Origin of the sequence: Fusibacillus kribbianus, assembly GCF_030053595.1 — a bacterium.
GTDB lineage: Bacteria > Bacillota > Clostridia > Lachnospirales > Lachnospiraceae > Lientehia > Lientehia kribbiana.
Map to the genome: position 1 here is coordinate 38,157 of NZ_JASGBQ010000008.1, position 14,780 is coordinate 52,936.

The 14,780-nt window shown below is 45.1% G+C and carries 16 protein-coding genes and 1 pseudogene; 3 read left to right on the forward strand and 14 right to left on the reverse strand.

The features are described 5' to 3' along the window. Positions 1 to 112: 112 nt before the first annotated feature. From QJ036_RS06495 to QJ036_RS06510, 4 genes are all read right to left on the reverse strand, one after another. The gene (locus tag QJ036_RS06495; RefSeq protein ID WP_002584323.1) at positions 113 to 1,450 is read right to left on the reverse strand and encodes a virulence-associated E family protein; all 1,338 of its coding nucleotides are present in this window, start codon (positions 1,448 to 1,450) and stop codon (positions 113 to 115) included. Next, positions 1,419 to 2,063: a CHC2 zinc finger domain-containing protein gene (locus QJ036_RS06500; RefSeq protein ID WP_002584324.1), complete on the reverse strand. Its 645-nt coding sequence runs from the start codon at positions 2,061 to 2,063 to the stop codon at positions 1,419 to 1,421. The genes QJ036_RS06495 and QJ036_RS06500 overlap by 32 nt, the downstream gene beginning before the upstream one ends. A 65-nt stretch (positions 2,064 to 2,128) precedes the next feature. Next, positions 2,129 to 3,709 carry a MobQ family relaxase gene (mobQ, locus tag QJ036_RS06505; RefSeq protein ID WP_002584325.1) on the reverse strand — a complete coding sequence of 527 codons (1,581 nt, stop codon included), beginning with the start codon at positions 3,707 to 3,709 and terminating at the stop codon, positions 2,129 to 2,131. A gap of 196 nt (positions 3,710 to 3,905) precedes the next feature. Further along, complete coding sequence (locus tag QJ036_RS06510) at positions 3,906 to 4,451, reverse strand: P-loop nucleotide/nucleoside kinase family protein (protein WP_002584326.1); 546 nt, start codon at positions 4,449 to 4,451, stop codon at positions 3,906 to 3,908. A 318-nt stretch (positions 4,452 to 4,769) separates the two neighbouring features. Between QJ036_RS06510 and QJ036_RS06515 the strand changes: the two genes are divergently transcribed. Both QJ036_RS06515 and QJ036_RS06520 read left to right on the forward strand, forming a co-directional pair. Further along, positions 4,770 to 5,621 carry a tyrosine-type recombinase/integrase gene (locus QJ036_RS06515; RefSeq protein WP_178856110.1) on the forward strand — a complete coding sequence of 284 codons (852 nt, stop codon included), beginning with the start codon at positions 4,770 to 4,772 and terminating at the stop codon, positions 5,619 to 5,621. Then, complete coding sequence (locus tag QJ036_RS06520) at positions 5,614 to 6,765, forward strand: IS91 family transposase (RefSeq protein ID WP_283230619.1); 1,152 nt, start codon at positions 5,614 to 5,616, stop codon at positions 6,763 to 6,765. The genes QJ036_RS06515 and QJ036_RS06520 overlap by 8 nt, the downstream gene beginning before the upstream one ends. 438 nt (positions 6,766 to 7,203) lie before the next feature. Here the strand turns inward: QJ036_RS06520 and QJ036_RS06525 are convergent, their stop codons facing one another. From QJ036_RS06525 to QJ036_RS06540, 4 genes are all read right to left on the reverse strand, one after another. Then, positions 7,204 to 8,664: an Lsa family ABC-F type ribosomal protection protein gene (locus QJ036_RS06525; RefSeq protein WP_283230620.1), complete on the reverse strand. Its 1,461-nt coding sequence runs from the start codon at positions 8,662 to 8,664 to the stop codon at positions 7,204 to 7,206. A 746-nt stretch (positions 8,665 to 9,410) separates the two neighbouring features. Continuing rightward, positions 9,411 to 9,707 carry a DUF3847 domain-containing protein gene (locus QJ036_RS06530; RefSeq protein WP_002584328.1) on the reverse strand — a complete coding sequence of 99 codons (297 nt, stop codon included), beginning with the start codon at positions 9,705 to 9,707 and terminating at the stop codon, positions 9,411 to 9,413. Continuing rightward, the gene (locus QJ036_RS06535) at positions 9,700 to 10,041 is read right to left on the reverse strand and encodes a DeoR family transcriptional regulator (RefSeq protein WP_002584329.1); all 342 of its coding nucleotides are present in this window, start codon (positions 10,039 to 10,041) and stop codon (positions 9,700 to 9,702) included. The genes QJ036_RS06530 and QJ036_RS06535 overlap by 8 nt, the downstream gene beginning before the upstream one ends. Next, positions 10,038 to 10,226, reverse strand: coding sequence for a hypothetical protein (locus QJ036_RS06540; RefSeq protein ID WP_002584330.1), 189 nt, complete (start codon positions 10,224 to 10,226; stop codon positions 10,038 to 10,040). The genes QJ036_RS06535 and QJ036_RS06540 overlap by 4 nt, the downstream gene beginning before the upstream one ends. A gap of 483 nt (positions 10,227 to 10,709) precedes the next feature. On the opposite strand from QJ036_RS06540, the gene QJ036_RS06545 reads away from it, so the two are divergent. Further along, positions 10,710 to 11,516 (forward strand): helix-turn-helix domain-containing protein, encoded by an 807-nt coding sequence (locus tag QJ036_RS06545; RefSeq protein WP_002584331.1) that lies wholly within the window; start codon positions 10,710 to 10,712, stop codon positions 11,514 to 11,516. Positions 11,517 to 11,634: 118 nt separating this feature from the next. Here the strand turns inward: QJ036_RS06545 and QJ036_RS06550 are convergent, their stop codons facing one another. From QJ036_RS06550 to QJ036_RS14225, 6 genes and pseudogenes are all read right to left on the reverse strand, one after another. Continuing rightward, the gene (locus QJ036_RS06550; protein WP_002584332.1) at positions 11,635 to 12,126 is read right to left on the reverse strand and encodes a nucleotidyltransferase domain-containing protein; all 492 of its coding nucleotides are present in this window, start codon (positions 12,124 to 12,126) and stop codon (positions 11,635 to 11,637) included. Between the two features lie 51 nt (positions 12,127 to 12,177). After that, positions 12,178 to 12,555 carry a TnpV protein gene (locus tag QJ036_RS06555; protein ID WP_002584333.1) on the reverse strand — a complete coding sequence of 126 codons (378 nt, stop codon included), beginning with the start codon at positions 12,553 to 12,555 and terminating at the stop codon, positions 12,178 to 12,180. Continuing rightward, the gene (locus QJ036_RS06560) at positions 12,515 to 12,787 is read right to left on the reverse strand and encodes a helix-turn-helix domain-containing protein (protein WP_002584334.1); all 273 of its coding nucleotides are present in this window, start codon (positions 12,785 to 12,787) and stop codon (positions 12,515 to 12,517) included. The genes QJ036_RS06555 and QJ036_RS06560 overlap by 41 nt, the downstream gene beginning before the upstream one ends. 196 nt (positions 12,788 to 12,983) lie before the next feature. Continuing rightward, positions 12,984 to 13,046 (reverse strand): annotated as a pseudogene (locus QJ036_RS14385) (Maff2 family mobile element protein); the annotation flags it as partial. A gap of 21 nt (positions 13,047 to 13,067) precedes the next feature. Next, a complete protein-coding gene (locus QJ036_RS06565) occupies positions 13,068 to 14,540 on the reverse strand; it encodes a recombinase family protein (RefSeq protein ID WP_081293820.1) in 1,473 nt (490 codons plus the stop codon). Beyond that, positions 14,461 to 14,682: a hypothetical protein gene (locus tag QJ036_RS14225; RefSeq protein WP_283230621.1), complete on the reverse strand. Its 222-nt coding sequence runs from the start codon at positions 14,680 to 14,682 to the stop codon at positions 14,461 to 14,463. The genes QJ036_RS06565 and QJ036_RS14225 overlap by 80 nt, the downstream gene beginning before the upstream one ends. Positions 14,683 to 14,780: the final 98 nt, after the last annotated feature.

A 14,780-nucleotide genomic window follows, 5' to 3' on the forward strand; every position in this document is an offset into this window, starting at 1 on the left:
TTTTTTTGTTGTTTTGGTTGTTATAAGGGAGAAAAGCCCGGAAATAAGGGGTTTTTCCCGGCAACCGGCTCGGCAACGGGATAACAACAGGGGGTGCAACGGGCTGTCCTTTTCAGAATGGAAGCTCCATCTGTTCTGTGACCTCCACAAAACCGTCCATCGTTTTTTCAGACGGGTTGCCGGAGTCCGTTGCCGGGTTTTCACGCTCCCAGCCCTTTTGTCTGCCATATTCGGAAAACATTCTTGGGTTTGGGAAGTACCGCCAGCTGGAAATGCACTGGTTCATAATCTCGTTGATTTCCCGGATTTCCCATTGCTTCGGCTCGTCAAAAGCATGGTTCAAGGCTTCCTTATAGAGCTGCTTGGAGCAGACCATGCTCCCGGTGTATTTATCAAGATACGCCTGTATCATCCCGGCTTTGGTGTCCTCCGGCATAAAATCCCGCTGGTGTTCTTTGAGATACCGCTGCATGGCGGGGCTGAAAGCCAGCTTGAACCTGCCGCTTTTATAAATCTCCATCGCTTCCGCCCACATCTGCCCGATATAGGCTCTGGAAGCGGCTTCATCCTCCAAAATGTGAACTTCCGCCTGCTCCGGGTACACCATGACCGGGATAAAGCGGCGGTTGCCGGAACGGTCAAGGGGCAGGAAGTCAAGGGCATTGGAAGTGCCGCCAAACACGCACTGACGGGGGCGGTCTGCCGGGTGGGTTTCATAAGGTATCTTGTAGACCTCTTTCTGCCGGCTTAAAAATGACTTGATTTCCTCAATGCTCTTGGCGTTGGCGGTTGCCATCATTTCCGACATTTCAATAATCCAGTGACCTTGCAGCTTGCGGTACACATTGTCATCGTCCAGCTTCCGCAAATCATCGGAGAACCACTCGTCCCGGACTGCCAGCAGCCGGAAGAAGGTGGACTTTCCAGCCCCCTGACCGCCTACCAGACAGAGCATGATTTCAAACTTGCACCCCGGCTGAAAGGCTCGTGAGATTGCACCCAGCAGGAACAGCTTCAACGCTTCATAGGTGTAATCGTCTGCGTCAGCCCCCAGAAAGTGCCGCAGGCAGAAGCGGATTCGCTCTGTCCCGTCCCACACAAGGGTATTGAGATAGTCCCGGATGGGATGGTACTTGTTTTCATTCGCCACAATCCCGATGGCGTTATCAATCTTTTTCTCATTGGTAAGCCCGTAGGTTTCTTCCAGATAAAGAAGCAGATACTTCATGTCCGTATCGTTCAGGGCGGTGCTTTCTCTGTGAAAACCGATGGGCTTTATGATGTCCTTGCGGTCAGTCAGGATGTTGTATGCGATAGCCCCTGAAAGCAGAGGGTCACGTTGGAATACGGTCAGGCAGTTCCGTATGCTCTGACGGACACCGCCTTTCTCGGTGGTTTCCAGCCCCGCCTTGATTTCCTCAACGCTCTGGGGCGGCTGCATGGCGTTCATAGTGTTTTTTAGTTCTTGCTGCGTCTGCGGCTGCAAGTTCTGCCATTCGCTGTTCAAGCTGTATCACATCCTTTCCGTAGTCCGTAATCAAATCCGCTTTTTCCTCTGTTTCCCCGAACAGCAGCACATCCAGCAGATATTCCACTTGGGCTTGCTTCTGTAAGGCTTCCACAAACCGGGGATGAAAGGCTTCCTCCGGGGAGTGCGGGGCGTAGTCCGTTCTCCATGCCATCAGCAGATGGAGATAATCGGCAAGAATACGGAAGCAGCGATTCTTTGCTTCCTGAAACTGTTCCTCCGGGGATTTCTGCCGGGTCTTGGGCTTTTTTACCTTTCCCGGCGGTTTCCAGTCCTCATAGGAAAGCCCGAAGTCCTGTGCCAGCTGTACGGCGGCTTCTTTCTTTCCCAGCCCATACAGGGCGGCGGCAAAATCAATCACATCCCCATCCGCACCGCAGCCGAAGCAATGGTAACGCCGATCCAGCTTCATGCTTGGGGTTTTATCGTTATGGAACGGGCAGCAAGCCATCCCGTTCCGACCTACATGGATTCCATAATACTCCGCAGCCTGTCTTGTTGTGACGGACTGCTTCACAGCTTCGAATACATTCAAATCTATCCCTCCTTGAAAATAAGAAAAGCACCTGACATTCTCTAATTGAAAATGGCAAGTGCCTGTTAAAGTTCCATATCCTGTTGTCTGTGTTTCTCCTGTGCCGGGGCGGTTCTTTGTGCTTTTTTCTCGTCAGTCTTATCCTGCAAGACTTCTTTGATGGGCTGCTTCTTGGGCGGCTCTTTGCTTTCCTCTGTGCCGGGTGTGGCTTTCCGTACCCAGTAGCGGATGTCCCGCAGCTTCTTCAAATCCTCCTGTACCTCGGTCAGTGGTACTTTCAGCTCTGCGATTTCGCTGAGAAGCGTTTCCTGCTCCTGTTGCAACTCATTTTTCGTTTTATCCTTATCGTCCGGGTGCTTGGCAAGGTAGTCAGCGGCTTTCTCATACCGGGCAACCTCCGGGTGTTCCTGTTTGAATTTCCCCTTTATTTTCTTAAAAAATATCTTCTGGTACTTCTCATAGACAGCCTTACATTCCTTGCAGTCTGTCCGGCTGGCAAGAATCCCGTCAATCACTTTGCTCCGGGCTTCCTTTGGCTTCATCTGATTGCGGTAATCTGCGGCTGATTTCCCGGAAGATTCCAGAAACGCTTCTAAGTCCTCCACAGTGGAAAGCCCCTTTTGCCGGAGATAGGACAGGGCTTCGCTGACTGCCTTTAAGTCCTGTGAAGTTCCCCGGTTCTGTCCAGCCCTTGTCCAGTCCTTCCGTTCTTCCTTTCGTATCTCCATATACTTCATCAGCAGATTGGGAAGAAGTGTCGCTTCCTCCGCCGCCTTTTGTGCAAGCAGCTCCTTCCGTTTTTCTCCCAGCTCGGTAATCCAGCCTTTGAGGTTTTGGATAAGCTGCCGGATGGACTTCATCAGGCGGTTGGCGGCTCTGATTTCCCGGTTCAGGTTGCCGATATTCGTCTGGATACCTCGCTTTTCCATCTGCCGGACAGCAGTCCCCTCATGGACAGTGGGGACTATATCAAGCCCCTGTCTGGCATAGGAACGCAAGTCCACACGCTCCGGGCGGTCATTGGCGTCCAGATAGCGGTTCTGGATAACCTCCCATTCATGCCGCCAGATTTCACAATACTTCTGGTCGTTCCAGTCCACCGTATCCTCCTTGTGGCTTTTCCACCTGCCGGACGGCAGCTTTATCCGTTCCCCATTCTCGTCAAGGTCATAAACCTTGCGGCTCTTGGGAAGCCATTTTCCATGTTCATCCATTGCCCGCATGGTCAGCAGGACATGGGCGTGGGGATTGTGTCCCGGCGGATGGGGGTCATGGATGGCAAAATCAGCAATCATGCCTTTGGAAACAAACTGCTGTTCACAAAACTCCCGTACAAGGACAGCGTACTGGTCGGGCGGTATCTCTCTGGGAATGGTAAGCACCCACCGCCTTGCAAGCTGGGAGTTCCATTGCTTTTCCACCGCTTCGGCGGCATTCCATAAAGTATTGCGGTCTGCATATTCCTGTGGAGCATTTGCCGGGAGCAGGATTTCATTGTGGACGATACCACGCTTTTCCGGGTAGTGCTTTACTTGCTGGTCGTATTCACAGAACAGCTTTTCGCCGCTTTGGTAAGCAGCGGCGGCAACCGCAGACTGCCGCTGGCTGCGCTGAACAATCGTGATTTCGTTGTGTGGACAAGGCATTTCGTGTCCCTCCTTTCGCTAATTGGTGGATGGGGTGGCGTTTTACCACCTCATTTTGGGCAGAAAAAAAGCAGGAGACCTTTTTCAGATTTCCTGCTCGGTGTGCCACTGTGTGAGCGGCGGGTATTTAGTTGTAAAAGTTCGGGACAAGTTGACCCGATGTAAAGCTAACAAACTGGAATTGCACCAAAACAATCTAAGACAACAACGCTGCCCTACTTGCGATTTTTTCTTGTACTGCGGAAACAGTTTCTTGAATGGAATAAGTGGTCGTATCTATAACATTCGATTCATATATTCCCAGATTGCAAAATTGCTCCCACATGGTTTCTACCAATTCGATATTTGTCTTTCGGTCTAACTTTGAGCGTTCAACAGCTCGCTTCAAGGTTTCTTCCTTACTTGCCCTTAAAATAATATAATGCACCTCATAATGTTCCCGAACAAGACTTTGCCACGGCTTTAAAAACCACGGTCCGATAATACCGTCAACAATTACATCATATCCACCACGAGCATATCGCTTCGCAGCTTCTAAAAACGCTTCAATGACAATCAAATTTTGCTCATTTGATTCTGGCAAATGCGGTGGTATTGCCCCTTTACTCAAATAATGATAAAAGTCATCTGTGTGCATATGCACAGACTTTTCCAAATCTGATTCTTTTGCAACAGCAGATGCCGTTGTAGTTTTTCCTGTCCCCGGCGCACCTGTGATTACAATAATTCTACCTTGATTCATCTATATTTTACCTCCACAAATTACGATTTTCTTAATTCTACAAACTGGAATTGAACAAAATCGCTGCGCGATGGCCTGCCAAGGCTGTGGCGCAGCTTTTTACTTTTTCTAAAAAAGGCAGTGACAGGATTGTCCCAAGATAGTATTGTTAAAGTACCACCAATAACAAACTTCAAACACGGGCTTAGTCCCGACAACTGCCTATGAAAAGAATATCATCTTTAGGCTGCTTACACAAGCAGTTTTATTTTGCAAATGCACCTCCATGATGGGTAATTACTATTGTTATTACCACATTTATTTCATGGAGGTTATTTTATGTACGAATCATATATTAATAAAATCGAAGATGTTGGCAAGCTTAGAAATCTGAAACCCGGCACCATTCGAACTTATAAAAATAATGTCAGAGATTTTCTGAAATTTATCAACAAACACCCTGAAGATCTCACTTGTGAAGACGCAAGAGATTTCCTTTTATATTTAAAGGACAAAGGCGATAAATCATCTACACTTAATAATAAAAATGGATCATTGGTATTTTTCTATAAGCGTGTTTTAGGAAAACTTTGGGATGATAACCTTGTTCCCAGAGCCATCAATGACTATGCTATCCCACGTGTACTGACTCGCGAAGAGGTTGAAAGACTGCTTGATGCTACTCCTAACTTAAAATATAAAGCAATGTTTTCACTTATGTATTCTTCCGGATTACGTGTATCGGAGGTAATTCACCTTAACTATGAGGACATTTCCCGTACAAATATGCAGATTTATATCCGCAATTCAAAAACACATTCCTCTCGTTATGCTATTTTATCCAAAAGAGCTCTCGACATTCTTACTGAGTACTGGTTTAAGTGTGGCAAGCCGAAAGGAATTCTCTTTCCGAATCAGTGGACAGGTGAATATCTTACTCCTTCAGCTACTGGTTTGGAAATGCGTAAATCCGTAAAAAAAGCAGGTTTACCCAAAGATGTACATTCCCATTGTCTAAGGCATAGTTTTGCAACACATCTCTTAGAGGATGGCGTTGATATTCGATATATTCAATCATTACTTGGACATCGTTCACCTAAATCTACTGAAATTTATCTGCACTTGAGCAATAAAACTGTTCTTGGCATCGTCAGTCCTTTTGACAAGGAAGAAGGTGGAGCTCTTGGATAAACCAACGGTACAGGATATCTTTTTGAGATTCTATCCTGGATATCTTGAAAAATACTCACCTTCTCCGGTGCAGTCTAAGGTCGCAAACTGTATCATCAACTGTAAGACCGGTGCCTATGGAGCTAACATCAGTATATGTGAAGATTGTGGTCATACCCAGATTCATTATAATTCCTGTCGTAACAGATGTTGTCCCATGTGTCAGGCTTTACCAAAAGAAATGTGGATGGATAAACGCCGTGAAGATGTATTGGATGCACCTTATTTTCATATAGTATTCACAGTACCTCAAGAATTAAATCCACTAATCTACAGCAACCAACAGCTTCTATACGATACACTGTATCATTCTGTGTCAGCTACAATCAATGAGTTAACAGAAGACACGAAGCATCTGGGTGCAAAGGTTGGATATATCTGTGTATTACATACCTGGGGCTCTGAAATGAACTTTCATCCTCACATTCATGTCATTCTACTTGGTGGTGGTCTGACTGCTAAAAATCAGTGGCGTGATAAAGGTGAAGAATTCTTTCTTCCCGTAAAAGTTTTATCAAAGTTGTTCCGGGGTAAATATCTGAATGAACTTAAGATCTTATGGGAAGAAAATAAACTTCAGTTTCATGGTAGCAGTGTAAAATATCTCAACCACTATGCCTTCAAAGAGCTTCTTAACACCTGCTATGAAAAAGACTGGATTCCTCACTGCAAGAAAACCTTCAATGGTGCCCAGTCTGTTATTAACTATCTTGGTAAGTACACACATAGAATCGCTATCAGTAATCACCGCATCATCCGTATGGACGAAAATACTGTTACATACTATGTGAAAGATTATCGTGAAAAAGGTAAGTGGAAAGAGTTCACCATTTCCGGAGTTGAATTCATCCGTAGATTCCTGATGCATGTACCGCCGAAACGATTTGTTAGAATAAGACACTACGGATTACTATGTACTCGAAGCAAGACCAAGCATCTGGCATTATGTCGGAATCTTCTTGGTTGTAAGCAGTATCTATCACGACTGAAAGATATGGAAACACCTCAGATACTTGAAACCCTTTATGGTATCAAGGTTACTGTTTGCAAATGCTGTGGTGGTCATCTTGGAAAACCACAGCAGAGAATACCTTTGCGCATTTAGAATCGACTAACTAAATAATTTCAAAAAGCCTCAGCAATGAGGTTTATTTGTCGTGCCAAGATTTTGCAAAAGCACCATGTAACAATGCAGAGAATTCTTGTATCTCACTTGTATTCATAAAAAAAGCAAGAATTGAAAATCCATACATATCGGCTACACGGACGCGACTTTGTTCACTTTGGCAAAATCAAACGCGGTGCAAACGAAAGGGCAGTTTTTCTATAGTTTAAGACTGCTTTTTCGTTTACACCGCTATTGATTGTAGCCTAAAGAATTTGAGTCTCTGTAAAGCTGGAATTAACCCATACAATTATTTTAATTTAGAGGTTCTTACGCAATTATCCGTATTTTGTAATTTTTCAATACTGGAATGCCAGTGTAAATCAGCATTCTCCATTTTTATTAAAGCGAAAAACGTAAAATTGCGGAAGAACCAATTTAGATATTCACAATTTTACTTGCCACAGTATCTCGAAAAACACTGTCATGTTCTACCAGGAGCATGGTCGGGGCAAACTCCGTTATGAGTTGTTCAATCTGCATACGTGAGTACACATCAATAAAGTTGAGCGGTTCATCCCATACATACAAGTGTGCCTTTTCACAAAGGCTTTTCGCAATTAGGACTTTCTTCTTTTGCCCGCCAGAAAAGTCTTTAATATCCTTTTCAAACTGTACACGCTCAAAGTCCATTTTCCTAAGAATTGCCTTGAACAAACTTTCATCAAGGTTGTTTTCTTCTGCAAACTCGGAAAGGGTTCCACATAAATACGATGTATCCTGTGGCACATAAGAAATTACAAGCCCAGAGCCAAGTGTTACTGTACCCGTATAATCTATGGACTGCCCGACTACCAACTTTAACAGGCTACTTTTGCCACTGCCGTTCTTTCCATCAAGCACAATGCGTTCTCCCTGTCTTATTTCAAACGAAACGGGTTCACAAACTGAAATGCCATCATAATAAACTACTACATTCGATAATGATGCAAGCAAATCTGTATGGTAATTAAGCGGTTGTATCTTGAGGGCTTCTGCGGTTTCCATATTTTTCAGCAATGCTGATTTTTGTTCGATTGTCTGTTGTTGTCTCGCTTCTATAGATTTTGAACGCTTCATCATTTTGGCGGCTTTATGACCGACATAACCTTTATCTGCTGCCCCAATTTTGGAAGCTTCTACACGTTCAGACCATACTGCAGCGCGTTTTGCCGACTGCTGTAATCGTCTGATGTCCTTTTGCAAACGTTCGTTCTGAGCCAGTTCAAATTCTTGCTGTCGCTCAAAATTTGACATCCATGATGAAAAGTTTCCTCTTTGCACTTCGATATTCGCTCGGTTAATCGATAGAATATAGTCAACACAATCGTCAAGAAAGCGACGATCGTGAGAAACTAAGATGAATCCCTTTTTCTTTTTCAGATATGCCGTCACACTTTTTCTCGCTTTGGCATCCAAATGGTTGGTAGGTTCATCAATCAGTAGGAAATGCCCTTCATTAAGAAAAAGAGCGGCAATCAAAACCTTTGTCTGCTCTCCGTTGGAAAGTGTTTCAAAAGGTCGCCAAAGCACATCGACATCAACATCAAGATAAGAAAGTTCTCGCATAAGTTCCCATTCTTCCGCAAGTGGGCAAATCTCCTGCAATATATCCTCTGTAATACGATTCTTATCTGAAACGGGATAAGGAAAATAATCAAACTGTACGGATGATAGGATTTTTCCACTATACTCATATTTCCCAAGCAGAAGATTCAGAAAGGTTGTTTTACCTCGTCCGTTTCTGCCCACAAAACCAAGCTTCCAATCGGTATCAACCTGGAAACTGACATTTTCAAAAACATTATCATAACTTGTCGGATATGAAAACGTAAGGTTTTCAATTTTAATCATTGACATAAATATTATCCTCCTTTGCATGTCATACGATACAAAGTCGGTTCGGTGAATGTTTACTACGTATAGATTTCACCAAAAGGAACCGACACTATACGGAGTGAATCATGTGTAACTATCTGTTCTGCACTATTCATAAAGCACCTCCAAAACAAAATAAGAGCCACAAGAAAGTTTATCCTTGCAGCTCGTCATAGCATAAAATAACACCACTAAGCAAAAGTGGCAACAGCACTATATTGAGTAAGATAGACATATAACTTTCTTGCAATAGACACAATAATGCCAAAGTATAGCACTACCGCATATTTTGATTTTATTTGCAAGAAAAGTTAATCATCTTCCCACCTCTTTCTAAATTTCAAAATATTATACCATAAATCGCAGGCAAATACAAGTGGTTATAAAAATTTAACAAATCGCTTATAATACAATCATATAACTTTACGCATTCCTTACTGACCGTAAAATTCCGATTTATTGCTGACTTTATTATACTTTATTGCCTATCGAAAAGATAGCATATTTTATGAAACTTGTCGGCTGGGAACAGCTTGCAACGCAAGGTGTCCCCAGATGACAAGTCCACAAAAGGGTAGCTGGCGGTAGCCAGCGCAGGGGAAGCGTAGCGTCCCCTGTATGATTTGGAGCAGACCATGACTGCGAAAAATCACAGCCCTCCGGCAAGGAGCCTTCGGAGAACGCAATGCACCAACCTTTGGGTGGTGTATAATTGCGCCCTTAGTAAACTAAGGGGTTTCCGGCTTCTCACGTTCCAGCAGTTTCTTCAATAGTTCCTGCGTGTCCTGCCTGTGAAAAATGAGTGTCAACAACAGCATGACATCATCATCTGTCAGGCGTTCCGGCTCTTGCAGAAAACTTTCCAGCATACCGCCACGAGTACAGAGCCGGTGTGTCCGTTCTTTTCGGGTAAGCTGCTTTAGCTGGTGCTGCAATGCCTTTTCATCATTGATGGCTTTCCGCAGTTTCTTTTCACTCTTTTCCAACTCTCGGTTGAGCTTTTCCAGCTTTGAGGTATCAGGCAAGGGCAGCGTCCTCCTTTCCCGGTATCAGCACATAAATCCTGTTTGGTTCTCCAACGCCCTGACGCACTCGCATGATCAGTCCGGCGGTTTCCAGTTCATTCAGAGAACGCTTGACCGTCATGGGGCTGCGGGACAGGACTGCGGCAATGGCTGTGACAGGGAAGCAGATAAACAGGATTCCGTTCTCGTCCTCCTGTCCGTTGGATAGCATAGCGTCCAACATCCGGCAGTACATGACCTTTGCGGTGCTGCTGACTGGAAATCCTGTCAACGCTCTGGGAAAGGGCATACAGGGCGGCAACGGTGTGCCTATCGTCATAAATTCAAAATTCATTCGGTGTGTTCCTCCTTTTTCTTTGCTCTTTTGGATAAATAACGGGGGCAGTCAACCACAACCGCCCGGAAGCTCTGCTTGCACCCATGCTTGCATTTCCGGCATAATTCGTTGTAAGTGACACGCCCCCGGTCATTGAGGTAAAAAGAAAGCTCATGCTTCCTCTTTTTGCTCATTCTCGGCATATTGCGTTTCCTCCCGTTTTAGTGTATAGTTTCGGGGCGATTTTCGGCAAAATTACGGTCATAGAGCCGTCTAAAATCTCCAGAAGTATCAGCAATAGGGTAGACTATCCCCCTATCAGATTGTCGTGTTTCGGTATCATTTCGGTATCAGTTCGCCAGTTCTCCCCGGTGTCGTTCCTCCCCTGAATCTCACAGCGGCGTATTGCTCCCTTTGGTACGCTCGTTTCGGTCAGGGTTCCTCCATATCCCTGCCAAAAGTCATGGCGCTACATCGCCGGGGAAGCATATCCCACACAGGCTGGTCATTCGATTGGAATAATCCATCGATGAACTACCTGTATCATAGAACATTTTTGTGCCCTGTGCCGTATGTCCACAAAGTAGGAATTAAGGGTAAAAATCAGAAATTTCCACGATTGCGGAAAGTATGATATAATCCAGTTAAGCGGCAGTAATGAAACCGCCGGAAAGGAGCGTGCGCCCATGAAAGGAGCGACAAGCATACAGGAACGCCTTTGGGAACTCCGCAAGGACAAAGGCTTAAATCTGGAAGAATTATCAGAGCTGACGGGCATTTCCAAATCAGCTCTTGGCAGTTATGAAAAAGAGGATTATAAGGAAATCAATCATGGCAACCTTATCACGCTGGCAGACTTCTATGGGGTTTCCGTTGATTATCTGCTGTGCCGGACAGAGAACCGGGAGCAGATCAACACGCCACTAACAGAGCTGCATTTGAATGATGAGATGGTGGCACTTCTGAAAGGCGGTCGGATTAACAACCGTCTGCTCTGTGAGCTTGCCACTCATAAGGACTTTATCAAGTTTCTTGCGGACATTGAGATTTATGTAGATGGGATTGCCACCATGCAGATTCAAAACCTCAACGCCCTTGTCGATACTGTCCGGCATGAAATCATTGAACGGTATCGCCCCGGCGAAGACGACCCGCATTTGAAAGTGCTGCAAGCCGCCCATATCAGCGATGATGAATATTTCAGCCACATGGTTCTTGATGACCTCAATCTCATTATCCGGGATATTCGGGAAGCCCACAAAAAGGACAGCGAGAGTGCGCCCCAGACCACCGTTGCCGATGAATTGAAAGAAAATTTGGAAGCGGTTGAAAATTTCAAGGGCAGTCGGGATGAAAAGCTGGTTGTCCTTTACTGCAAGCAGCTCGGCATCAACTATAAAAATCTGTCAGACGAAGAATTTCGCTGGCTCATTCGGATTCTACAAAAATCAAAGAAAACAGGAACTCCTATCAGTCAAAGGAAAAAACGGTAAAGAAAAACCGCTGTTGCATGGTTGTGTTTGCTTCCATGTAGCAGCGGTTGGTGCTATACTTATTCAGTTAAAATTTCAAAGCGATAAAGTGGAATTTATCTTAGAAATTACAGCAATGTTATTTTGATAAACTTTCAAGAATTGAAATATCATGCTTATCTTTATCTCTTAATTCATAACCTGAATGGAAAACTCTTTGGCCTTTTAAGGATATACAAGGAATTGTTTTTCCTTCAAAAAAAGCACTACCAAAGTAATCTTTTTCAAACTCATACCAGCCACCCTCTAAATCAGCTTGTTTTGAAGTTCCGTCCTCACTTAAAACGAACGGGTGAATGTCTAAGTAACCAAGTTCATCACTATATAACTCTATTCTAACCGGTTTCCAGTCTGTATCAATTTTATAGCCCAGATTCAAAAGCACATTTAACAATTTTTCCGTATGTTGAGCATCAAAATTTATATCTATATCTCTATGAATTCTTGTTTGTTTACCAGCTAAAATATCTACACCCCATCCGCCATCCAACCAGTATGTAATTCCAGTATTTTCGAATAATTCTATTACTTTCATTAAATCTTCTTTTGTTGTTATTTCTTTTCTACCCATACAAAGTCTCCTTTACAACTTCTAATTTGTAATAATCATTCTACCATACCGTTATGAATAAATCATCTCATGTAAAACAATTTCTTCTGCCCGGTTGTGAATGTTATTGCAACGCTGCACCCATTCCATTTGACGGGTACGCTTCAATTCCTCGGTCACGCCCTCGGCAGCTTTCATCTGCTCCATGATGGTGTCTAACCGTTTCTGTGCCTGTTCGTTCAGGTCTGCAAGATATGTCCACAATTCCCCGGTCAGGGTCAATGTGTGTAATCTGGCTGGGCAGACTTCTCTTAAATATTCCCGGTGCATCCGTCCGTACTTTCCGATGGGGCGGTGTTCCTCCGGCAACTTCAAGTCCGGGATGTAGTAATCTCCAACAAGGATATAATCAATTCCGTTTTCTTTTATTCTTGGTTTCAATTCGCTCATGTTCCTTACCTCCTGTGGAAGCAGGCTCGTCTGGTACTAACTCAATCACATCGGTAATCTCACAATTCAGCGTTTCGCAGATACGGGCTAATGTATCCATGCTGATGTGCTTTCCCTCTTTGCTCATGTTGGCAATCATATTTGTTGTCATACCAGCGGCAAGCCTTAAATCCTCTTTTCTCATATCGCGCTCTAACAGTGTGTGCCAGAGTGGTTTATAGCTGATGTGCATATTGTTTTCCTGCCTTTCTATCCATACCACCGGAGCGGCTGCCCCGGCAGGAACTTTTCTCTTATTATAGCACCAATCTTGTGAAATCACAATTTATTCTTGTAGCCTGCCGCTGATACCGTCTGGATTGGCTTTTCCTTTCTTTTTGTTCCCTTTAATTAGCCATGAACTGCTTCATGCCCTGGGATTTTGCTTATGTGTGATAAAGAAGCAATAGAAGTGCAAAAAATTTTGCCGTTCCTATCCGACACTTGGCCATTGTGTCGGATAGGTCGGGCGGTTATTCGGGCAAGTCAATCTTGCCGACAAAGCTGTAATAAATCTCAATGTCCTGCCTGCGGGTGCCGTTCTCATCATAGCTGCACTCATGCACCACAATTTTCTCGATCATTTCCCGCAAGAGAGTGGGGGTCAGTTCTTCAAAGGCAAGGTGCTTGCGGACAATGCCCATAAATTTCTCGGCGTTGACGGTAGCTGCCTGTGACTTGTCCAGTTCGGCTTGCAGGGCGGCGGCTCTCTTTTTCAGCTCCGCTTGCTCGGCTTCGTAGTCAGCCGACAGTTCCATGAAACGCTCATCGCTGATTTTGCCGTTTACATTGTCCTCATACAGCCGCTTGATAATGCGGCTGATTTCAGAAATGCGTTCCTGCGCCTGTTCAAGCTGCTTGATGGCTGCGGCGGTCTTTCGCTTGCCGCCGATCTCGTTCTGCTGGACAAGTAGTTTCACAAACCGGCTCTCATGCTTGGCTGCGTATTCGGTCACTTGCCGGAGATTTGCCAGGACACCAGCGGTCAACAGATCGGTGCGGATAAAGTGCGCCGTACAGTTGCGGGTGCGCTTCTTGTAGCTGCCGCAGATGTAGCAGTCCTGTTTGCGGTCTTTGTTCTGATACCGCTGCTGATACAGCACATGGCCGCAGTCGGCGCAGAACAAAATCCCGGAGAACAGCCCCACTTCATCGTAGCGGTTCGGGCGTTTGCGCTGTTTGCGTAACTCCTGCACCCGTTCCCATGTTTCCTTGTCGATGATCGGCTCATGGTGGTTCTCGAAAATGGCCTGCTTCTCGACGGGGTTCTCTATGCTGTGCTTGACCTTATAAGAAGGCTTTTCCGTTTTGAAGTTCACCAGACATCCGGTGTACTCTCGGTTTTCGAGGATATGAACGACGGTGTTGGTCGCCCATTTGCACTCATAGCCTGGGTGATAACGGCGGGTGCTGCCTGTCCGCTGATATTCCAGCGTCCCCGGCGTGGGGATTTGCTGCTCCGTCAGCATACGGGCAATCTTGGTCGGGCCGTTCCCGGCAAGGCAAAGCTGGTAAATCTGCTGCACCACCGGGGCGGCTTCCTCGTCTATAATAAAATTCTCGTCCTCGTCCATCACATAGCCGTAAACCGGCTTGCTGGTAACAGGCTTGCCGCTCATGCCTTTTGACTTTTTCACTGCCTTGATTTTCTTGCTCGTATCTCTCACCAGCCATTCATTGAACAGATTTCGCAGCGGGGTAAAATCGTTGTCCATGCCCTCGCTGGCACTGTCCACATTATCGTTGACAGCGATAAAACGCACACCCTTTTGAGGGAACAGCATTTCCGTGTAAAACCCTACCTGCAAGTAGTTTCGCCCTAACCGGCTCATGTCCTTGACGATGACCGTACCCACTTTCCCGGCTTCAATGTCCGCAAGCATGGCTTGAAATCCGGGCCGCTGGAAGTTCGCGCCGGAAAAACCGTCGTCGGTGTACCAGCGCAGATTGGTAAAGCCGTTCTGTTTTGCGTAGGTTTCGAGTATCCTTTTTTGAGACGAGATTTGTCAAGGTGTATTTCTCCAACAAATTTATATCTATAAAATCGATGAAACAGCTCATAAATTCTCCAAAAATAAAATAATCCATAAGCCTTCATCCTAATAGGAAAAATGAAATCTGATGGATTTTTTATAGCTATTTTATTTAGCTTATCTTCGAAATCTCTGAGCGGATGTGATAAAGAA